Here is an 18,904-nt window from a genome sequence, read left to right as displayed (position 1 = left end):
TTCTTCCTTGTCAGAACGAACGGCAGCGAAGGGCAGGAATCATGTTCCGTCACCAGTGCGGCGAGTGCGGCAAGACCGACTACCGGCACATAACCGGGTCGCTCTACGGGTGCCCCGCCTGCAACAAGCGAGTAACCGCCGGGGACTTCGACCTTGAGGACGGCGAGAGCATCGCGACCGACGATGCCGGGTATCTCGTGATCCTGCTAGCCGCCTGAGCAACACCCCAAAACAGCACAAGCCCTCACCTAATCGCACAGATTGGGTGAGGGCTTTGCTGTTTGCTGACGCGTCCCCAGTGATCGTTAAGGGGTGGCGTCTGTCAGCCCCTGGGCGTAAAGTCAGTGACTCGTTCGGACGACTGTTCGAACGATGTGTACGGAAAGTACATAACTCCACCTGGGGGCGTACACGCCTGACGGCTTCTCCACCCTGAGTAGGGGGCCGCCCACACCCGACGGCGGAGTCGTTTTCGTCACGCAGCGTGCAACATAGAGATCCACGTTCCGACCTTTGGGGGGTCACATGCATTCCGCGCCGTTCACGCTCTCGCTGTCCGTCTGGGTGCCCACGGGTGAGCTGCGGAAGTGGTCACTGTGCCCAACCCTTGGGGGACTCATGTCCGAGGAACTGATCCAGTCATGCGAAGAGCTTCGACAGGTGCTGCGGGCGCAAGGGCGCCTGGTAGCAAAGCTTTTGAGCGCTCCCGGAGTCCCCCGATACGACGGCTTCCGGGTCGTGGGTCGGCGGAAAGATCGTGGCGCGCTGGTGGGTGCCGTGGAGTGGACGCGGAGCGCCGAGACGTGCGAACTCGTCTGGTACCCCGTGCTTTGGACTTCCTGTGAATACGACCACCCGGGTACCCCCGAACTCGTTGCGTGAGCGTTACAGAGTGTGGCCCCTCTCAGGTCGTTCGGTGTGTAAATATTCAAGTTGTAAGTAGTCCGGAAATAAACAAGATCATCGATCGGATAGCAGCATGGCGGGCATGACCACCACGGCAGTAGCAGCCGCAACTTCAGCAGTGTGCGCCTTCGGGCTAAGCGCGCTCGTATTCGCCGGAAGCTCCAACACGGCGTACGTGGGTTCGGGCAGTCCCGCCACCATCCCCGCCACCACTCCCGCTGACACCGCCACGGAGACGGCGACCGTACCCGTGGCTGCTGACGGAAGCCTTACCGCCGTGACTGCACCCCCGAAGAGCACCGCCAAGCACGCGAAGCCGTCCAGCGGGGCGGAGACGAAGAAGAAGAAGCCCACGTCCGCACCGAAGCACGCGAAGCCCACGGCAGGCAGCAAGGGCCTTGCCACGGACGCGGAAGGTGACGGCAAGATCCTTGACGACATCGGGGCCGCGCTCGCCCCTTCGCTCCCCCACGTGCCGGACGCGTACCTTCCCTTCCCGGACGACGCGAACAACCCCGGCATCGAAGCGGACGGCGAAGGAGTCGGAGCCGACGTTGACCCGACCGACCTGACCGACCCGAGCAACTGGGGCGACCCCACGTACAACGCTGACCCCGGCGCCGTGTGCAGCGCTGAACTCGCCGAGCGCCTGGGCGTGCCGCTCTCCGACTCGTGCGCGAGTGACGCCACCGCGTCCACTGAGCCGGCGGACACCTGGGATGCGGAAACCGTCGTTTCGCTCTTCTAGGTATCTCACTCCCTTAGGTGATCTTGAAAGAGGAACTACCAAAGGGAGTAAGCGAGTTGGACGCGAAGACGATCACAAGAACCCGGCGAGTGCTGACCGGCGGGCGGTGGTTCCTGATCATCGGGCTGGTCTTTTACTCCGCGATGACGACGACACCGTTCGTCGCGGGACACAGCGCGTGGTCGTGGTCCGGCTGGGTCCTGGGCCTCATCGTGGACGTGGCGTTCATCATGGCGCTGTCGGCTGAGTCCACGTTGGCGAAGTACGGCGTAACGGGGCTGGGGGCGTGGCCGGTCGCGTTCCGCTGGATCACGGGCCTTGCGTCCGTCTTCCTGAACACGTGGCTGTCCGTAGCTGCACGCGACTGGGTCGGGGTGGCGGTACACGTCATCGCGCCCGCGCTCGTGATGCTGCTCGCCGAAGTGGGGCCGCGCTACATGGCGGCACTCGCCGAAGTCGAGCGCGAAGCACCGTTCGCCCTGACCGCCGAGGAACGAGCGCAACACCCCGCGTTCAACGTTCAGGCGTTTGAAGAGCTGCTTGACGCCCAGCCGGACCCGATCGACGTAGCCCAGGACTTCGCGGCCGAGGAAGCCCCTCAGGGCCTCATCCGGCATGAGCGCATGCCCAACGCGGAAGCGAACAAGATCATTGAGGAAGGGTGGCGCCACAAGCTCGACCCGGTAGAAGTCGCCGCTGCTGCCGGTCGGCACCCCGCCACCGTTCGGAAGCGCTTCAAGCAGCTCGACGCGGAGCTAACCGTGTAGGGCGCTACCACATCCCCCGTGCTTCTCGCCAACTCGGCGCGGAGTACGGGGGTTTCTGCGTATGGTCGGCCCGTTCCTCGCTCGTGAACTCCGTGGGGCGGAACATCCGGAAGCCGCCGTGTGTGCCGGCAGATGACACGGTGGCACTTGCCCCCGGTACTGGCCTTCGCGGGCGGTACCGGGGGCTTTGTCGTACCCACACGCTACGATCACGGTTCCTGTACAGCGCAACCACTTTCGGGGGACCACCGTGCGCCGCTTCGCCATGCTCACCACCACCGCCGCAATAGCCGTTCTCGCCCTTGCCGGGTGCAGCGGGGAGGAAGCGGCCCCGAAGGCTGCTGAGGCGCCCAGCTCCGCCCCTGCCGTCTCGTCCATCCCCTCACCGGACGCGGGGCAGACAGCGGCGCTCATGGACGCACTGAAGGGCATCAAGCCGGAGCTTGCCGCCGACGAAGACCGCGCCGTGAACCGGTCCCGGAACGTGTGCAGCGATCTTCAGGCAGGGAAGGACTCCGCGACCGTCGCCGCGAACGCCAACTCGCGCTTCTCCGGTGGCACGGCCGGCGAACTCACGGACGCCCAGGGGCAGCAGATCGTAGACGCGGTGAAGGCAGCGTTCTGCGCGTAGCAGCAGACACACGTAGGGGACCCTCAGGCCACTCGCCCAAGGGTCCCCGATGTGCGCGTTCTGTCAGGGGCTGAACGTACCGTCCACGGCGGCAGCCACGAAAGCCGCCCACGGACCCGACGAAATAACCAGCGCGGGACCCGTGGGCGCCTTGCTGTCGCGGACCGGCACGGAGCCCATGAGGCCGTCCAGAACCTCAAGGCAGGACCCTCCCTGTGCGCCGCTGTACGACGACTTCCGCCACCCCGTCCGCGTGGACGAGTCAGCGATCCGGCGTTCTGTCATGATCTTCAAATTCCTTCGCTTGTGCCCTCAGTAGGGCGATCGACGCATGAAGGGGCTGGGCCTCACTCAGGGCAAGATCGTAAGCCCCTTGAATCTCCGTCACCATCGACGGCGAGTCATGAACTGTGCCTGTACGCATGCCTTCGGCGTACGCAACCGGCGGTTGGTCATCGAACCAAAGCAGGGTCACTTGCCCGTCTAGCAGCGGATGCGGCAGGGCCGCGAACAGCAGGACGTTGACCCTGATCCGGCCCGACTCAGCGAGACGCACGATGTGGTTCAACTGCTCAGCCATGACCGAGCGTCCACCGATGGGGCGCCGTATGACCGCCTCATCCAACAGCGCCCAGACTTCGGGCGCGAGCGGGTTTTCGAGAAGTTTTCCCCGTTCGAGTCGCGTTGCAACGTCCGTGCGCCGGTCCTCTTCGCTCCGCCGGGGGTAGCTCGACTCAATGACCGCCGTTGCGTACGCCTCAGTCTGGAGGATGCCAGGCACGTACGACGGGGCGAACTCGTGGATCTTGTCTGCCTGCTGCTCAAGTTCCAGCGCTTGTTCGAACCAGGTAGGAACGTCGCCGACCGGCTGACCGGGGCGGAACGTGGTCAGCACGTCGCCCGTGCCCAGTGCCCCATCAAGGGCCCGCGCGTCGTGTTCGGTCGGGTGCCGCCGGCCGCTTTCGTAGTTCGCAATCTGTGAGCGAGACAGGTACGACTTCGTCGCTAAGTCTTCCTGGCTCCACCCCTTCGCCTCCCGCGCCGCCTTCAACCAGGACCCGTAACCGTTGGCCATAGGTTAACTCCCCCTTGTGTCAAAGCACTTGACACAAGAATGCCAGTAGCCAACTTGCGCGCGAACCCCGTTATCTGTTTCCAAGCAAACGCTTCGGACGGACGGCGGTCCTGATGTTCGACAATGAGCTTGACCCTGCCCCCAGGCTGGGCTACCTCCCGGAAGCACCGGCCCCGGTTGACGAGTGCGCCACCTGCGCCGACATCACGTCGGAACGGGCTGACGCCAAGGATGACGGGTCGCGCCGGTCTGACTGCAACGTGAAGCTTCGGCGACACCTGAGGGAGGATCACCCGTGACAGAGCTACAGCGGCGCCGCACACGGCCGCTCCCGGACCCGGAGTTGGTTCGGGTCGAAGAGGCGCCGGTTGCCCCGCAGAGCCACCCTGAGGCCCCCTGGTGGGAGCTTGCGGGCGGAGTGCTGGGCGCGGATGGGCTCGTCACCATGCCGAAGTTCGCCATAGACGACCGGGCGTACGAGCTGGCCTACTCCGTCCCGGAACGCACACTGCCGTACTCCGCCCCGGGCCACTCGTGCAGCTACCTGTGGTGCTCGACCTGCAACGGGGGCGCGTGATGGCGACCGTCGAGAAGCCTCTCAGCCCCGGCGACCACGCATACCGAGTGTGGATCATCCACACCCAGCAGTGCCCCCGCTGCCGCAACAGTCTTCGTTGCGACACGACGCGCCGGCTGGGTCGGGCGTGGCGGGCGCTGCGGTAGCGACAAGACCCCCGTCCGGCTGTCTCTCCCGTGGGGGGTGGCGGCAGTCGGGCGGGTCTCACTCCCGGTAGGCGGTCGAACCTTCGTTCCCCCCGTTCCTGCCTACCGGGTTCCAAACGCCCGACCGGGTGCACTACGGACAGCGGCACCCGGTCGGGTCTCAAGAAAAGAGAGACGAAGTTGATCAACAGGGATGTCCCCTACCTGACTGAGGACTGGGTTCCGCCCACCACGGAACCTGAGCGGCAGAGTGACGCCCAGGACGAAGGCCCCGACGACCCGGCGGACGCCGCGTGAGCCCCGCACCGCGAAAAACGGCGGAGGAACGCCGGATCGCGCGGCAACACTTCATCAACCGTAGAGAGACCGTGGTGCGGGAGTACGACGCCGGTTTCTCCATGGTCGCCCTGTGCGCGCGGTGGGGGGTTTCGCGGGACTTCGTTTGTGCGCGACTGGACGAGTGGGGCGTCAAGCGACGCGACCGCAGCGCCTCCCGTAGGGCGAGCACCGCCCGTCTCAACCGTGGTGAGGCCGAGTCGGCCCCATAGACCCCCGTCCGACTGACCCCGTAGTCGGCGGGGACGGTTGCAGTCGGACGGGCCCCACTCCCGGTAGGCGGTTCACGCCCCCCGTCCCGCCTACCGGGTTCCAAGCCCCCTGTATCCGCAGGGTGTACAACCCCGTCCGGGCTGTTGAAACGGACAACCGCCCGGACGGGTAGCAAACGGCAAGTCGCAAGTCGCAAGTGCACGACGGTTCGGGGACAGTCCTCGGGCCGGATACCTAGGAGGTCAACGGTGACCCTCAAGGAAGCACTCAAGCGCACGGCCACCCTTCGGGGTGACGACGACGGACCCGACAACACCGATATCGAGGAAGGCGACGGCAACGGCGGTTCCGGCTCCCCGGGCCACTGACCGACGCAGGTGAAGTAGTGATTTCAGGGCGGGTCTCCGGTTCCGACCGGGGGCCCGCCCGCTTCTGGATAGGGTCTTTTCATGCCGTCAGAGATCAAGGGCACGTCCCGTCTCATCATCCGCAAGTTCCTGCATGACTGGCACAACTGGGAACACATGCTGCTGGTCTACGCCGCCCGGGGACACGAGGGAATGGGGCTTGTCGGCACGATGCCGGACCACGAAGGGCACGTGCCGGACCTTTGGTCTATCGCAGCGCGTCACTCGTCCCCCACATCGTCCGTTGAAGAGATTGGCCGTTGGTGCCTCAGCTCAGGCTGGGCGAGCACAAACGCCCCAGCCGACATGCGCCTAACGGTCGAAGAGTGCGACTGGACTTTTTCGGTGCGCAACACGCTGTCTGAGATCCGCCCCCATCAGTACGGGAACACTGCCTACGGATGGCGTGGCGGGTACTTCGGAACCGTCCACATCGAGAACGCCGACGTTGTTGCCCAGGCACACGCGTTGATGCGCACCTAAAACCCCCTGTGGCGGGTACGCCGCAACCCGGCTACAGGGTGACAAGAGCCCCGTTCGTACCGCTCCCCCCGGGCGTGCGAGCGGGGCTCTTCCTGGTCACGGGTACTTGCCTTTGGATAGTCACCCAGATCACCCACGACCACGCACCGAACGCGAGCAGGAACCAGGAGACGGGACGGCTGAGCTTCATGGACCCAGTATCGCCGCCCGGCACTCCCTCCCCCGCCGGGGGTGCCCCTCCCCCGGCGGACCGGACGACCGACCGGACGACGGACCGGACGACCGACCGGACGACGGCCCGGACGACCGACCGCGGGGCGTCTCGTTCCTGGCGATTCGTCGGGAACGGCGGCCCCGGCCGGGCCGGTGCCGGGGGTGGGCTGTCCTGGCGGTGCGCACGGCGGGTCAGGGGCTCCGGGTCCCCATTCACACGAACGCCCTGTACGTTTCCGACCGTGCCTGCTCTGAAAAAGACCGCGCTGACGGTCATCTGCGCCACCTTGATGTCCACTTTTGTGCTGGGTCCGGTGGCCTTCGCCGCGGACAAGGACAAGGACGACGACAAGCAGCCGAGGCCCACCCTGCCGATGTCGAGCATCGGCGGGCCGCAGCTCGCGAAGGAGGGCACCCAGGTGAACCTGGGGCCCGGCGCCCCGGTGCTGCCCGCGGAGCTGACCGGCCGCTCCTGGATCGTGGCGGACGCCGAGAGCGGGGACGTCCTCGCGGCGCACAACGCCCACTGGCGGCTGCCTCCCGCGTCCACGCTGAAGATGCTCTTCGCGGACACCGTCCTCCCGGCTCTCCAGCCCTCGACGCTGACCCACAAGGTGACCGACGCCGAACTGGCCGACCTCGGTGACGGCAGCAGCCTGGTGGGCGTCAAGGAGGACCAGACCTACACGGTCCACGACCTCTGGCTCGGCGTCTTCCTGCGCTCCGGCAACGACGCGGTGCACGTCCTCGCCTCGATGTACGGCGGTCGACAGGACGGCGGCGGTTCGACCGGCGGGGAGAACGGCGCCGAGGAGCCCGGCGGCGAGGAGGCCGCCGTCGCGAAGACCGTGGCCGCGATGCAGCAGCACGCCGACGAGCTCCAGGCCCTCGACACCACCGTGGTCACGCCGGACGGCTACGACGCCCCGAACCAGGTGTCCAGCGCGTACGACCTCACGCTCTTCGCCCGCAGCGGGATGCAGAAGAAGGACTTCCGCGAGTACGCGGCGACCGCCACGGCCGACTTCCCTGGCGAGGAGAAGGACGGCAAGCGCGAGTCCTTCGAGATCCAGAACACCAACCGGCTGCTCACCGGGGACGTCGGCATCGACCCGTACAAGGGCATCGCGGGCGTCAAGAACGGCTACACCACCCACGCGGGCAACACCTTCACCGGAATCGCCGAGCGCGACGGCCGGGTGCTGCTGGTCACCGTCATGAACCCGTCGTCCGACGCGGGCCACGCGGTCTACAAGGAGGCGGCCTCGCTGCTGGACTGGGGCTTCGCGGCGAGCGGCAAGGTGACGCCGGTCGGCGAACTGGTGGCGCCGAAGTCGGCGGACACCGGCAGCGGTACGGACTCCGGATCGGACACCGGCACCAGTACGGGCAAGGGACCGCAGGCGGCCGCCGGGGCGAAGCCGCAGCAGACCGCGGCGAAATCGGCCGCCGCCGACGCGCCGTCCGGCGGTGTCGGCATCGCCCTGGCCGTGGTCGGCGGGGTCCTGGTGGCGCTCGCGGCGGGCGTGTTGCTGGTCAACCGGCGCTGGCCGCTGCCGGACCTGGTCCGGCGTCGCCCCCGTCCGTAGCGGGCTCACCCTTCTTCTCCTCCGCCTTCCCCTCCTCGGCCTTCTCCTCCTTGCTGCCGGTGGCGGTCCAGGCGGCGCAGACCAGCAGCAGCTTGGCGGTGAGGTTGATCCACAGGAGCAGGGCGATGGGCACGCCGAAGGCGCCGTACATGCTCTTGGACGCGACGCCGCTCATGTAGCTGCCGAGCAGCAGTTTGAGGAGTTCAAAGCCGACCGCGCCGACCAGGCAGGCCACCACCAGCCGGCGGCGCGGCGGCTCCACTCCGGGCAGCAGGGTCAGCAGGTAGAGCAGCAGCAGGAAGTTGGCCACCACCGCGACCGCGATGGCGGCGGCCTGGAGCAGGACGCCGCCCGCGCCGTCCTCGGGGATGCCGATCCGGTCGGCGGTCCAGCCGACCGCGGTGGAGCCGACGGTGGAGAGGACGAGGGTCAGCAGAGCGGCGCCGCCGAGGCCCACCAGCAGCCCGGCGTCCTTGAGCTTGCGGACGACCGGGTTGCCGTCGTCCTGGTCGTCGATGCCCCAGACCGCGCGCAGGCAGTCGCGGAGCGAGCCGACCCAGCCGACGCCGGTGAAGAGCAGCAGCGCCCCGGCGACGACCCCGACCGTGCCGGCGTGCGCGACGAGGTTGTCGATGCCGAGCTGGTCGGAGATGCCGGGCACCTGCTCGGCGGTCTTCTGTTCGATCGTGTCGAGTTGGTCGTCGGTGAGGAGCGCGGCGCCGACGGCGGCGCCGACCGCGATCAGCGGGAAGAGCGCGAGGAAGCTGATGAAGGTGATGGCCGCCGCGAGCCTCGCCCAGTGGACCCGCTCCAGAGTCTCGTAGGAGCGCCAGGCGTGCGTCTCCATCAGGCGGGCGAGCAGCGGGCCGACCACGGGGAGTCTCTTCAGCCAGTCCATGACGTACGCGTACCCTCCGGGCCCCCGAAAACCTGCGGACGGGACGCACACTTCCGTGCGGCGGGAGAAGTTCGACGCCCGCGCGGGCTGACACTCGCTCCACCACCCGTTCCGGTGAGTCCTGTAACAAATGCCCCAAAGAGGTTTTCTCGGGCGATACGGTCATCCGCATGTCCGTCGACACGGTGTCCTTGAGCGGCTCCGGCCGCACCGCCCCGACCACCGCCGTACGGTTCTGTCCGCGTACGTACGAGGAGGCGGCCGACGTCGTGCGCGGGCGCGGGCCCCGGGGTGCGATCGCCCGGGGGCTCGGGCGGTCGCCGGGGGACGCCGCGCAGAACGCCGGCGGCTCCGTCCTCGACATGGGCGCGCTGGACCGGGTCCGCTCCTTCGACGCGGTCACCGGCACCGTGGTCTGCGACGCCGGTACGCGGCTGGACCGGCTGGCCGAAACCCTGCGCCCGTCCGGCTGGTACCTCCCGGTGGTGCCCGGCGACCGCCGGATCACGGTGGGCGGGGCCATCGGCTCCGACGTGCACGGCCACGACCACCGCACGGCCGGGTCCTTCACCCGGCACGTGACGTCGATGGAGCTGCTGACGGCGGACGGCTCGGTCGTCACGGTGCTGCCGGGCACCCCGCTCTTCGACGCCACCGCGGGCGGCCTCGGGCTGACCGGGATCGTCCTCGCCGCCACCCTGCGCTGCCGCCGGATCGCCACCTCGCTGATCGCCGTGGACACCGAACGGGCGGCGGACCTCGACGACCTGCTCGCCCGGATGGCGGGGAACGCCACCCGCCCGCCGTACGAGAGCGCCTGGATCGACCTGATGGCGCGCGGGCGGGCCACCGGCCGCTCGGTGCTGGTGCGGGGCGCGCACGCACCGCTCGCCGCGCTGCCGGCCCGCGACCGGCGGGCTCCGCTCGGCGCGCCCGCGCTGCTGCCGCCGCTGCCGCCCGTGCCCGCCTTCGCGCCGACCGGTCTGCTCGGCCGCACCGCGGTGGGGCTGGTCAACGAGGTGCGCCACCGCGCGGCGCCCCGCGCCCGTACCGGGGTGCTGCGGAGCTTCGACGCCTTCTTCCGCTCCCCCGAGGCGCTGCCCCGGATGCCCGCGCCCGCCGGGCGGGGCGGTTTCGTGCGCTACCAGTTCACGGTCGGCCCCGGCCACGAGGAGACCCTGCGCCGGGTGGTGCGCCGGCTCTCCACCCGGGCCTGCCCGTCCTCGGTCGCGGTGCTGGAACGGTTGGGGGCCGGCGGGCCCGGCTGGCTGTCGTTCCCGGCGCCCGGCTGGTCCCTCGCCGTGGACGTACCCGCCGGACAGCCGGGCATCGGCCGCTTCCTGGACGGGCTGGACGACGAGGTCGCCGCCGCCGGGGGCCGGGTCGGCCTGGCCCGCGACTCCCGGCTGCGACCGGAGCTGCTCACCGCGATGTACCCGCGGGTGGCGGAGTTCCGCGCGCTGCGGGCCGACACCGACCCGACCGGCGCGTTCCGCTCCGACCTCGCGCGTCGGCTCGGGCTCTGAGACACCCGCCCGTCGGGCTCCGAGACACCCGCCCGTCCCCGTCCCTTCCCGACCAGCCAGGAGTGTTCCCGTGAAGGACGCCTTCGGTGCCCCGCAGTCCCTGCTCGTACTCGGCGGCACCTCGGAGATCGGGCTGGCCACCGCCCGCCGGCTGATCGCCCTGCGCACCCGTACGGTCCGGCTGGCCGGGCGCCCGTCGGCCGCGCTGGAGGCGGCGGCGGACGAGCTGCGCGGGCTGGGCGCCCAGGTCTCCACGGTGGAGTTCGACGCGCTGGCCCCGGAGTCGCACGCCCCGGGTCTCGGCAAGGTGTTCGCCGAGGGGGACGTGGACATGGTGCTGCTGGCCTTCGGCATCGCGGGCGACCAGGCGCGCGACGAGGAGGACCCGGCCGCCGCCGCGCTGGTCGCACGTACCAACTACGCGGGAGCGGTCTCCGCCGGCCTGGTGTGCGCGGGGGCGCTCCAGGCGCAGGGCCACGGGTCGCTGGTGGTGCTCTCCTCGGTCGCCGCCGAACGCGCCCGGCGCGAGGACTTCATCTACGGCTCCAGCAAGGCGGGCCTGGACGTCTTCGCGCAGGGGCTCGGTGACGCGCTGCAGGGCAGCGGGGTACAGGTGCTGGTGGTGCGGCCCGGGTTCGTGCGTACCGCCCGTACGGCCGGGCAGCAGGAGCCGCCGCTGGCCACCACCCCGGAGGAGGTCGCCGAGGCGATCGTCACGGGGGTGCGGCGGGGCTCGGAGACGGTCTGGGTGCCGGGCGGGCTGCGGGTGGTGATGGCGGCGCTGCGCCATGTCCCCCGCCCGCTCTTCCGCCGGCTCCCCGCCGGGCTGTGAGGGCCCGGGGGCCGGTCAGTAGCCCTGTCTGCGGGACCAGGAGAGCATACGGGCCGCGCCGACGAGGAAGGTCGCCGACCAGGTCACCACGAAGGCGACCACCACCCAGAGGTTTCCGGTGATCATGCCGGCGCCCAGCAAGACGAACGAGACGACGGCCAGCACGGCGAACGTCCGGCGGGACCTGATCAGCCGGCCGAAACGACCGGGGCGGTACGGGGCGCGGGTGCCCGGGATCCCGGTGCGTCCCCCGGGCGCGTCCGCGGCGGACGGTGCGCCCAGCGGTTCGCGGTGGGCGTTCCCGGCGTCTTCGCCGGGGACGCCCCCGCGGGGGCTCCCTCGGCCGGGGGCGGTGCCGGGGCCCTCCCCCGGCGCCTTCTTCAGGAGGTCGCGCTCGCCTCCCGCGCCGCGCCCGCCTCCCCCCTCGTGTTCGCCTTCGACGTCGCGCCCGAACTGGACGGCGGGATCGTCGGGGAAGTCCCGCGCGAGCGAGGCTTCCAGTTGCGCCAGTATCTGGCGTTCACGGCTGGAGAGCGGGACCACGCGGACCACCTCCGCGACAGTGACGAATGACGGAACGGCGGCCGGGCCGTCGCTCCTCCCTGTGCAAAAATTTTCCCACTCGAACGGCCCACTGTCCCTCCGGCGCCGGAGGCCCCAGGTCAGGACGGCTCGGGGCGGGCCGTGGAGGTCAGGACAGGCCGTGGAACGAGGGCTCGTCGGCGGAGAACCCGCTCTGGACGGGTACGGCGGGCGTGCCGCCGCCCGCGCCGAACGGAAATTCGTTGATCTTGCGCCAGACGCTGTCGGCGCCCTGTTCGTACAGCGCGAAGGAGGCGCAGGTCCAGGCCGCCTCGTACTCCGCGAGCTCCTCGTAGGCCCGGTCCATCGCCGCCTCGTCGATGGCGTGCGCGACGGTGACGTGCGGGTGGTACGGGAACTGGAGCTCCCGGGTCAGCGGTCCGGAGGCGTCCCGGACCCGCTTCTGGAGCCACGCGCAGGAGGAGGCGCCTTCGACGACCCGGACGTAGACGACGGGCGAGAGCGGGCGGAAGGTCCCGGTCCCGCACAGCCGCATCGGGAAGGGCCGGCAGTCGGCGGCGATCCGGGCGAGGTGCGCCTCGGCGGCCGGCACCTCGTCCGACTTCGCCTCGGTCGGCGGCAGCAGGGTGACGTGGGTGGGGATGCCGTGCGCGGCCGGGTCCCCGAAGCCGGCACGTCGCTGCTGGAGCAGGGTGCCGAAGGGCTCCGGGACCGCGATCGAAACGCCGAGCGTTACGGTCCCCACGTCGTTCTCCTCTGTCGTCGATCGATGGTGCTCGATGACCGCGCGCGCCGGGCGCCGCGGCACCGGCGGTCGCACGGGGCCGTCGGCGCAAGTGTGCCGCGCGTCCCCGTGCTCCCGCCAGGGTCCTTCGACTCAGTGCTTGGCGGGCAGGAGGCCCATCCGGTCGTACGCCTGCGCCAGCGTCTCCGCGGCGACCGTCCTGGCCTTCTCCGCGCCCTTGGCCAGCAAGGAGTCCAGCGTCTCCGGGTCGTCCAGGTACTCCTGCGTGCGGGTACGGAACGGCGTGACGAACTCCACCATGACTTCGGCGAGATCCGTCTTCAGCGCGCCGTACATCTGGCCCTCGTACTTCTGCTCCAGCGCCTCGACGGTGGTGCCGGTGAGGGTGGAGTAGATGGTCAGGAGGTTGCTGACGCCCGGCTTGTTCCCGACGTCGTACCGGATCACCGTGTCGGTGTCGGTGACGGCGCTCTTCACCTTCTTGGCCGTGGTCTTCGGGTCGTCCAGGAGGTTGATGAGGCCCTTCGGCGTGGACGCCGACTTGCTCATCTTGATCGACGGGTCCTGGAGGTCGAAGATCTTCGCCGTCTCCTTGAGGATGTACGGCGCCGGGACGGTGAAGGTGTCGCCGAAGCGGCCGTTGAAGCGCTCGGCGAGGTCACGGGTGAGCTCGATGTGCTGGCGCTGGTCCTCACCGACCGGGACCTGGTTGGCCTGGTAGAGCAGGATGTCCGCGACCTGGAGCACCGGGTAGGTGAAGAGGCCCACGGTGGCCCGGTCGGCGCCCTGCTTGGCCGCCTTGTCCTTGAACTGGGTCATCCGGGAGGCCTCGCCGAACCCGGTCAGGCAGTTCATCAGCCAGCCGAGCTGCGCGTGCTCGGGGACGTGGCTCTGCACGAAGAGCGTGCACCGCTCGGGGTCGAGACCGGCGGCCAGCAGCTGGGCCGCGGCGAGGCGGGTGTTGGCCCGCAGCTCCTTCGGGTCCTGCGGCACGGTGATCGCGTGCAGGTCCACCACCATGTAGAAGGCGTCGTGGGACTCCTGCAGCGCCACCCACTGGCGCACCGCGCCCAGGTAGTTGCCGAGGTGGAACGAGCCTGCGGTGGGCTGGATTCCGGAGAGCACGCGAGGTCGGTCAGAGGCCATGTGCCCATTGTCTCAGGTGCGCAACCGATCCCGGGCAGCCGGTACTCGGAATCCCGGACGGCCTCCCGGGCGGCCCTGCTCAGCGGTGTACGTGCCCGGCGGGACGGGCGGTGAGAGGAGGAACACGTTGCCGGGGGCGGCCCGGGCGTGCGGGGCGCGGCGGCCACGCCGGTGCCGCGCGGGTTTCCCGGGTGGCGGCGCGACGGAACGATACAAAGTGGGCGGGACCCGCCCGCAGCCCTCGACCGGGGCGCGACCCGCCCGGTCCGCATCGCGTCCACCCGCGCCGCACGACGAACGGAGACCCCGTGTCGACCACGGAGAACACCCTCGCCTCCACCGAGGCCCACAGCGCGCACAACTACCACCCGCTGCCCGTCGTCGTCGCGACGGCGGACGGGGCCTGGATGACCGACGTGGAGGGGCGCCGCTACCTCGACCTGCTGGCCGGGTACTCGGCGCTCAATTTCGGCCACCGCAACCGTCGGCTGATCGACGCGGCGAAGGCGCAGCTGGACCGGGTGACGCTCACCTCGCGGGCGTTCCACCACGACCGCTTCGCCGCGTTCTGCACCGAGCTCGCCGAGTTGTGCGGCATGGAGATGGTGCTGCCGATGAACACCGGTGCCGAGGCGGTGGAGACCGCGGTGAAGACCGTGCGTAAGTGGGGGTACACCGTCAAGGGCGTCCCGGACGGCGTGGCCAAGATCATCGTGGCGGCGGACAACTTCCACGGCCGGACCACCACGATCGTCAGCTTCTCCACGGACCCGGAGGCGCGTGCCGACTACGGGCCGTACACCCCCGGGTTCGAGATCGTGCCGTACGGCGACCTCACCGCGATGCGCGACGCGATGACGGAGAACACCGTGGCGGTGCTGCTGGAGCCGATCCAGGGCGAGGCGGGGGTGCTGGTGCCGCCGCCCGGCTATCTCGCCGGGGTCCGTGAGCTGACCCGCGAGCGGAACGTGCTCTTCGTCGCGGACGAGATCCAGTCGGGCCTGGGCCGCACCGGGCGGACCTTCGCCTGCGAGCACGAGGGCGTGGTGCCGGACATGTACGTCCTGGGCAAGGCGCTCGGCGGCGGGGTGGTGCCGGTGTCGGCGGTGGTGTCCTCGGCGGCGGTGCTGGGGGTGTTCCGGCCCGGCGAGCACGGTTCGACGTTCGGCGGCAACCCGCTGGCCTGCGCGGTGGCGCTGGAGGTGCTCGCGATGCTGCGGACCGGCGAATACCAGGCGCGGGCCGCGGAGTCGGGCGCCCATCTCCACCGCGAGCTGAACCGGCTGGTGGGCGGCGGCGCGGTGGAGGCGGTGCGCGGCCGGGGGCTGTGGGCGGGGGTGGACGTCGCCCCGGCGCTGGGCTCCGGGCGGGAGATCTCGGAGCGGCTGATGGAGCGGGGCGTGCTGGTGAAGGACACCCACGGCTCCACGATCCGGATCGCGCCGCCGCTGGTGATCGAGCGCGAGGACCTGGACTGGGGGCTGGACCGGCTCCGCGCGGTGCTGAGCGGGAAGTAGGGCTCCCGGCACCGCCGCCCGGAAGCGGCGGTGCCGGAGCGCGGTCAGCCGGTGGAGCAGGCGCGTCCGCCGAGCTTGAACACGGCCGGGTCGGGTCCGGTGGCCGTTCCCCTGGTGTTGAACCCGAAGTCGGCGGTCGCGCCCGGGGCGAGGGCGCGGTTCCAGTCCAGCGGTTTCGCCGTGACCGTACGGCCGCTCTGGGCGAGGTCCGCGCTCCAGGTCTGGCCGATCCGCTGTCCGCCCGGGAAGAGCCAGGTCAGCTGCCAGGCGGGGAGCGGGGCGGTGCCGGTGTTGCGGACCCGCACGGTGACGGTGGAGCCGCCGGACCAGGCGTGCGAGGCGTAGGAGACCCGGCAGACGCGGTCGGTGCGGTCGGCCGCCGCACGTCCGTCGCCCGCGTCGTCCAGGTAGGAGGCGACGTAGGCGAGCGGGGCGTTCCAGTTGATGGCGACCTCGTTGGTGGCCCAGGAGCCGTTGTCGTCGAGGTAGCACATGGCCGGGGCGCAGCCGCCGAGCTTCTCGGCCGCCGCCGGGTCACCGGCCGCGACGGCGGTCAGGTTGGGGCCGCCCGCGACGGAGCCGGGGGGCGGGTGGGGCAGGTCGGGGTTGCTCTGGTGGGCCCAGAAGCGGTGGTGCTGGTTCTCGGAGTACCGCTCGCCGTAGCCGGTGACGTACGACCGGTTCAGCGGGTTGCGGCCGAAGAGGTAGTCGGCGCCGCGCAACACGGCGTCCTGGTAGACGGCTTGGCCGGTGAGGTCGTGGGCGACGGCCAGCACCACCATGTTGTTGAGCACCTGGCTGTTGGAGCCCCAGACGTAGTCCTCGCCGGCCGGGGAGTAGGGCAGCCCGTAGAGCTCGGCGCGCGACTGGGCGGCGTAGCGGTCCGCACCGGCGGTCACCACCGCGCGCACGCCGGCGAGTTGGGTGGCGGTGAGGTCGTTGGGGACGGTGGCGAGAGTGAGGACACCGAGTCCCGCGGTGGAGCCCCAGGAGATACCGCCTCCGACGCTGAAGATCTTGTCGGCGTCGCCGTGCAGCGGCGAGGCGAGCAGCGCGGTGCGGTAGGCCGACTCCCCGGTGGTGGTGAAGAGTTCGGCGGCGGCCCAGTAGAACTCGTCGGTCACGTCGTTGTCGCTGTACGTCCCGCCGCCGGTGCCGTCCGCCGGGTCGGCGTAGACGGCGGGGTGGGCCACGGCGGCCTTCCAGGCGGTGGTGGCCGCCCGCAGGCAGCGGTCGGCGAACTCCTGGTCGTACGGGGCGAAGAGCCGGGCGCACTGGGCGCCGGTCGCGGCGAGGTTGAGGGTCGCGGCGGTCGACGGGGCGTGCAACTGGCGCGGCTGGGGGTCCTGGTCGGGGCGGGTGGGGATGCCGGTCCAGGCGGCGTCGTGCACCTTGTGGTGGACCATGCCCGCGAGCGGCTCGCCCGCCGGTACCTGCATGCGCAGCAGGAAGTCCAGCTCCCAGCGGGCCTCGTCGAGGATGTCGGGCACGTCGTTGCCGCGTTCCGGGACGCGGAGGGTGCCGTCGGCGAGTTGGGCGCCCTCGGCGTCGGCGGCGGTCAGGGTCCGCTCGTACGTGTCCATCAACTGGGCCACCGCGATACCGCCGTTGACCACGTACTTGCCGTGGTCGCCGGCGTCGTACCAGCCGCCCGGGACGTCGAGGCGGTAGTCGCAGACGCCGGGGACGCAGGGCACGTCGGTGTCGCCCTGGTTGGGGGCCGTACCGGCGTGTCCGGCGGGGCGCGCGTACTCCTCGCCGACGAGGTCCGCCTCGATCGGGATGCCGCTGCGGTTGTGGTAGAAGTACGCCAGCGCGTCGGAGCGGAGGCCGTCGTAGAGGTCCGCGCGTACCGAGAAGGGCTCGCTGACCTGCCCGTCGACGTCCACGGTGTAGCCGTCGCCGACGGTGGTGAGGGCGCTGAAGTCGAAGGTGTGGACGCGCTGGTGGGAGGTCGGGTCCTCGCCGCCGGGGACGGTCGCGCCGGTGGCGGCGGTGGTTCCGTCGGCGGTCTTCACCGTCCAGGTCAGCGGGTCGTCGGCGTCCGTCACCACGGTGCCGGCCTTGGTGCCGTGCGGGAGGTAGCCGACCTGGTTGACGCGGACCGGCGAGCCGGTGTCGGGGACGTACACGGGCGGTTCGGCGCCGCCGCGCAGGGACACGTCGTCGAAGCAGAAGGTGGTGGCCCGCTCGCCGCCGCCGATCTGGAGCGCGACCTGGGCGCTCGGCCGGTCGGCCGTGGCGGTGAACGCGTGGGTGACCGTGACCGGTTCGGCGCCGACCGGGTCGGCGGTGGCGAGCTCGGTGGTCCAGGGCTCGACGGCCTCCTGGACGCGGGTCTGCACGGTCAGCGGCGCGGTGGAGGTCGCGGTGTAGCTCAGCAGGTATGTCTCCCCCGCCACGAGCGGCACGTCGTTCTGGCCGACGATGACGTCCCAGGCGTTGGCGGTGCCGGCCGGGACGTCGGCGCACAGGCGGCCGTCGACGACCGTCCCGGAGGTGTTCGCCGTCCACCACCAGGGCGCGGTACCGGCGGAGAAGTCGCCGTTGGTGATCTGCTCGGCGCCCTCGGCGGGCGCGGGCTCGTCGGCGGCGGCAGCGCCGGGGGCGGCGAGGCCCACCGCGAGCAGGGCCGCGACGGCCGCAGCGACGGACAGGCGCGAGGCGGACCGGGCGCGGGGGCGCGGCGGGAGAAGGCGCGGGGTACGGAGGCGCGGGGGCGGGGCGTTCACCGGGACACCTTTCGTCATGCGTCGGCGGGGTGCGGATACGTGTACGGGGCGCGCGGAGGGAACCGGGATGGGAGCGCTCCCACGAACGCGGCCCATTGTGGAGCCGGGCGGCCATGTTTCGCCAGGGTCATGACAGGACCAAGTCGCCGGTGGCGCGTATCCGCCCCCTCGGGCACGGGGTCGCTCCGGCGGGGCGGGCCGTGGGCGTCGCGCTGCCGGACCCCGGCGCGATCATGGTGGGCGCGCGGGCAGACCGTGTCGGAGCCGGTGGTGAGGGGCGCGTCGGGTACGCCGGCGCCCCTCACCGCCGGGCCCGCGCGCCGCGCTCGCGCGAGCCGACCGCATACCGGTCAACCTGCCTCCCGGTTTTCATCCCCCCGCTCCCGACCGGTGGTCCGGCCGTTCGGAGCGGCCCCCGCGACGACGCTGGTAGGGCCCGGACGCATGCACCCGGACGCCCCCGGTGCAGGCCGGTCCCGGTTTCCATACCAACCGGCCCGTTTCTGCCTCACTCTAGGGGTGCCGGGACGCCCACCAGGCGTCCCGAGGAGCACCACCAGGGTGCGGAGAGGACGAGAAGAGTGAACGCCAAGAGAAGCGAACCCACGGTCGGGGCGCTGGTGGTGGACGCGACGAGGCCAGGCCTGATCGGCGAGTTCCGGAGCGTCGCGGGCGCCTTCTGGCAGCTGCGGCCGGTGTCCGGAGGGGTCGAGTGGCAGGCCGATCCGGCGCAGGTCCGGTTCGCGGACCCCGCTGAACGGCTGCGCGCCGAGAACGCGCGGTGCAACGCGCGGAGCCGGGGCGAACGGCTGTGACCGCGAGGGCACGGGCCCACCCCTCATGGGCCCGCGCCCCGCGGCACATGGGTCCGCGC

The 18,904-nt window shown here is 70.8% G+C and carries 18 protein-coding genes; 11 read left to right on the top strand and 7 right to left on the bottom strand.

All coding sequences use genetic code 11. From position 1 onward, the window contains the following. Window positions 1–41 precede the first annotated feature (41 nt). The 4 genes from ACFZAX_RS09300 to ACFZAX_RS09285 all read left to right on the top strand — a co-directional run bounded on the left by ACFZAX_RS09300 (window position 42) and on the right by ACFZAX_RS09285 (window position 3,052). The gene (locus ACFZAX_RS09300; RefSeq protein WP_390960359.1) at window positions 42–218 is read left to right on the top strand and encodes a hypothetical protein; all 177 of its coding nucleotides are present in this window, start codon (window positions 42–44) and stop codon (window positions 216–218) included. Window positions 219–1,183: 965 nt separating this feature from the next. Beyond that, entirely contained in the window at window positions 1,184–1,654 is a 471-nt protein-coding gene (locus ACFZAX_RS09295) for a hypothetical protein (protein ID WP_390960358.1), read from the top strand. Window positions 1,655–1,710: 56 nt separating this feature from the next. Further along, window positions 1,711–2,421, top strand: a complete 711-nt coding sequence (locus ACFZAX_RS09290) for a hypothetical protein (RefSeq protein WP_390960357.1) — start codon at window positions 1,711–1,713, stop codon at window positions 2,419–2,421. Window positions 2,422–2,671: 250 nt separating this feature from the next. Next, window positions 2,672–3,052: a DUF732 domain-containing protein gene (locus ACFZAX_RS09285; protein ID WP_390960356.1), complete on the top strand. Its 381-nt coding sequence runs from the start codon at window positions 2,672–2,674 to the stop codon at window positions 3,050–3,052. Between the two features lie 63 nt (window positions 3,053–3,115). Here the strand turns inward: ACFZAX_RS09285 and ACFZAX_RS09280 are convergent, their stop codons facing one another. Then, a complete protein-coding gene (locus ACFZAX_RS09280; RefSeq protein WP_390960355.1) occupies window positions 3,116–3,337 on the bottom strand; it encodes a DUF397 domain-containing protein in 222 nt (73 codons plus the stop codon). Then, entirely contained in the window at window positions 3,315–4,127 is an 813-nt protein-coding gene (locus ACFZAX_RS09275; RefSeq protein ID WP_390960354.1) for a Scr1 family TA system antitoxin-like transcriptional regulator, read from the bottom strand. Before ACFZAX_RS09275 ends, ACFZAX_RS09280 begins: the two co-directional genes overlap by 23 nt. A gap of 295 nt (window positions 4,128–4,422) precedes the next feature. Between ACFZAX_RS09275 and ACFZAX_RS09270 the strand changes: the two genes are divergently transcribed. The 3 genes from ACFZAX_RS09270 to ACFZAX_RS09260 all read left to right on the top strand — a co-directional run bounded on the left by ACFZAX_RS09270 (window position 4,423) and on the right by ACFZAX_RS09260 (window position 8,091). Further along, entirely contained in the window at window positions 4,423–4,704 is a 282-nt protein-coding gene (locus tag ACFZAX_RS09270) for a hypothetical protein (protein ID WP_390960353.1), read from the top strand. Window positions 4,705–5,848: 1,144 nt separating this feature from the next. After that, window positions 5,849–6,289, top strand: a complete 441-nt coding sequence (locus tag ACFZAX_RS09265) for a hypothetical protein (protein WP_390960352.1) — start codon at window positions 5,849–5,851, stop codon at window positions 6,287–6,289. Between the two features lie 455 nt (window positions 6,290–6,744). Continuing rightward, a complete protein-coding gene (locus ACFZAX_RS09260; RefSeq protein ID WP_390960351.1) occupies window positions 6,745–8,091 on the top strand; it encodes a D-alanyl-D-alanine carboxypeptidase family protein in 1,347 nt (448 codons plus the stop codon). Here the strand turns inward: ACFZAX_RS09260 and ACFZAX_RS09255 are convergent. Then, on the bottom strand, window positions 8,039–8,989 hold the full coding sequence (locus ACFZAX_RS09255) for a YhjD/YihY/BrkB family envelope integrity protein (protein ID WP_390960350.1): 951 nt from the start codon (window positions 8,987–8,989) through the stop codon (window positions 8,039–8,041). The genes ACFZAX_RS09260 and ACFZAX_RS09255 overlap by 53 nt on opposite strands. Before the next feature lie 170 nt (window positions 8,990–9,159). On the opposite strand from ACFZAX_RS09255, the gene ACFZAX_RS09250 reads away from it, so the two are divergent. Then, complete coding sequence (locus tag ACFZAX_RS09250; RefSeq protein ID WP_390960349.1) at window positions 9,160–10,515, top strand: FAD-binding protein; 1,356 nt, start codon at window positions 9,160–9,162, stop codon at window positions 10,513–10,515. A 70-nt stretch (window positions 10,516–10,585) separates the two neighbouring features. Further along, window positions 10,586–11,347 carry a decaprenylphospho-beta-D-erythro-pentofuranosid-2-ulose 2-reductase gene (locus tag ACFZAX_RS09245; RefSeq protein ID WP_390960348.1) on the top strand — a complete coding sequence of 254 codons (762 nt, stop codon included), beginning with the start codon at window positions 10,586–10,588 and terminating at the stop codon, window positions 11,345–11,347. A gap of 15 nt (window positions 11,348–11,362) precedes the next feature. Here ACFZAX_RS09245 and ACFZAX_RS09240 read toward each other — a convergent pair whose 3' ends face one another. From ACFZAX_RS09240 to trpS, 3 genes are all read right to left on the bottom strand, one after another. Then, window positions 11,363–11,890 carry a hypothetical protein gene (locus ACFZAX_RS09240; RefSeq protein ID WP_390960347.1) on the bottom strand — a complete coding sequence of 176 codons (528 nt, stop codon included), beginning with the start codon at window positions 11,888–11,890 and terminating at the stop codon, window positions 11,363–11,365. Between the two features lie 148 nt (window positions 11,891–12,038). Further along, on the bottom strand, window positions 12,039–12,635 hold the full coding sequence (locus ACFZAX_RS09235) for a 2'-5' RNA ligase family protein (RefSeq protein WP_390960346.1): 597 nt from the start codon (window positions 12,633–12,635) through the stop codon (window positions 12,039–12,041). Between the two features lie 132 nt (window positions 12,636–12,767). Next, entirely contained in the window at window positions 12,768–13,781 is a 1,014-nt protein-coding gene (gene trpS, locus ACFZAX_RS09230; protein WP_390960345.1) for a tryptophan--tRNA ligase, read from the bottom strand. A 308-nt stretch (window positions 13,782–14,089) separates the two neighbouring features. Here trpS and rocD point away from each other — a divergent pair, with 308 nt between their 5' ends. Further along, window positions 14,090–15,298 (top strand): ornithine--oxo-acid transaminase, encoded by a 1,209-nt coding sequence (gene rocD / locus ACFZAX_RS09225; protein WP_390960344.1) that lies wholly within the window; start codon window positions 14,090–14,092, stop codon window positions 15,296–15,298. 44 nt (window positions 15,299–15,342) lie between these two features. Here rocD and ACFZAX_RS09220 read toward each other — a convergent pair whose 3' ends face one another. After that, on the bottom strand, window positions 15,343–18,048 hold the full coding sequence (locus ACFZAX_RS09220) for a glycoside hydrolase family 9 protein (RefSeq protein WP_390960343.1): 2,706 nt from the start codon (window positions 18,046–18,048) through the stop codon (window positions 15,343–15,345). 563 nt (window positions 18,049–18,611) lie between these two features. Here ACFZAX_RS09220 and ACFZAX_RS09215 point away from each other — a divergent pair. After that, window positions 18,612–18,845: a hypothetical protein gene (locus ACFZAX_RS09215; RefSeq protein ID WP_390960342.1), complete on the top strand. Its 234-nt coding sequence runs from the start codon at window positions 18,612–18,614 to the stop codon at window positions 18,843–18,845. Window positions 18,846–18,904: the final 59 nt, after the last annotated feature.

The organism is Streptomyces sp. NPDC008125 (assembly GCF_042957125.1).
Taxonomy (GTDB): domain Bacteria; phylum Actinomycetota; class Actinomycetes; order Streptomycetales; family Streptomycetaceae; genus Streptomyces.
This window is presented reverse-complemented; position numbering and strand designations above follow the sequence as displayed.

Excerpts from the sequence above, each read along its gene's own strand:
- ACFZAX_RS09300 (WP_390960359.1), top strand. The coding sequence starts at position 42 with ATGTTCCGTCACCAGTGCGGCGAGTGCGGCAAGACCGACTACCGGCAC.
- ACFZAX_RS09280 (WP_390960355.1), bottom strand. The coding sequence starts at position 3,337 with ATGACAGAACGCCGGATCGCTGACTCGTCCACGCGGACGGGGTGGCGG.
- ACFZAX_RS09275 (WP_390960354.1), bottom strand. The coding sequence starts at position 4,127 with ATGGCCAACGGTTACGGGTCCTGGTTGAAGGCGGCGCGGGAGGCGAAG.
- ACFZAX_RS09265 (WP_390960352.1), top strand. The coding sequence starts at position 5,849 with ATGCCGTCAGAGATCAAGGGCACGTCCCGTCTCATCATCCGCAAGTTC.
- ACFZAX_RS09255 (WP_390960350.1), bottom strand. The coding sequence starts at position 8,989 with ATGGACTGGCTGAAGAGACTCCCCGTGGTCGGCCCGCTGCTCGCCCGC.
- ACFZAX_RS09250 (WP_390960349.1), top strand. The coding sequence starts at position 9,160 with ATGTCCGTCGACACGGTGTCCTTGAGCGGCTCCGGCCGCACCGCCCCG.
- trpS (WP_390960345.1), bottom strand. The coding sequence starts at position 13,781 with ATGGCCTCTGACCGACCTCGCGTGCTCTCCGGAATCCAGCCCACCGCA.
- ACFZAX_RS09220 (WP_390960343.1), bottom strand. The coding sequence starts at position 18,048 with ATGACGAAAGGTGTCCCGGTGAACGCCCCGCCCCCGCGCCTCCGTACC.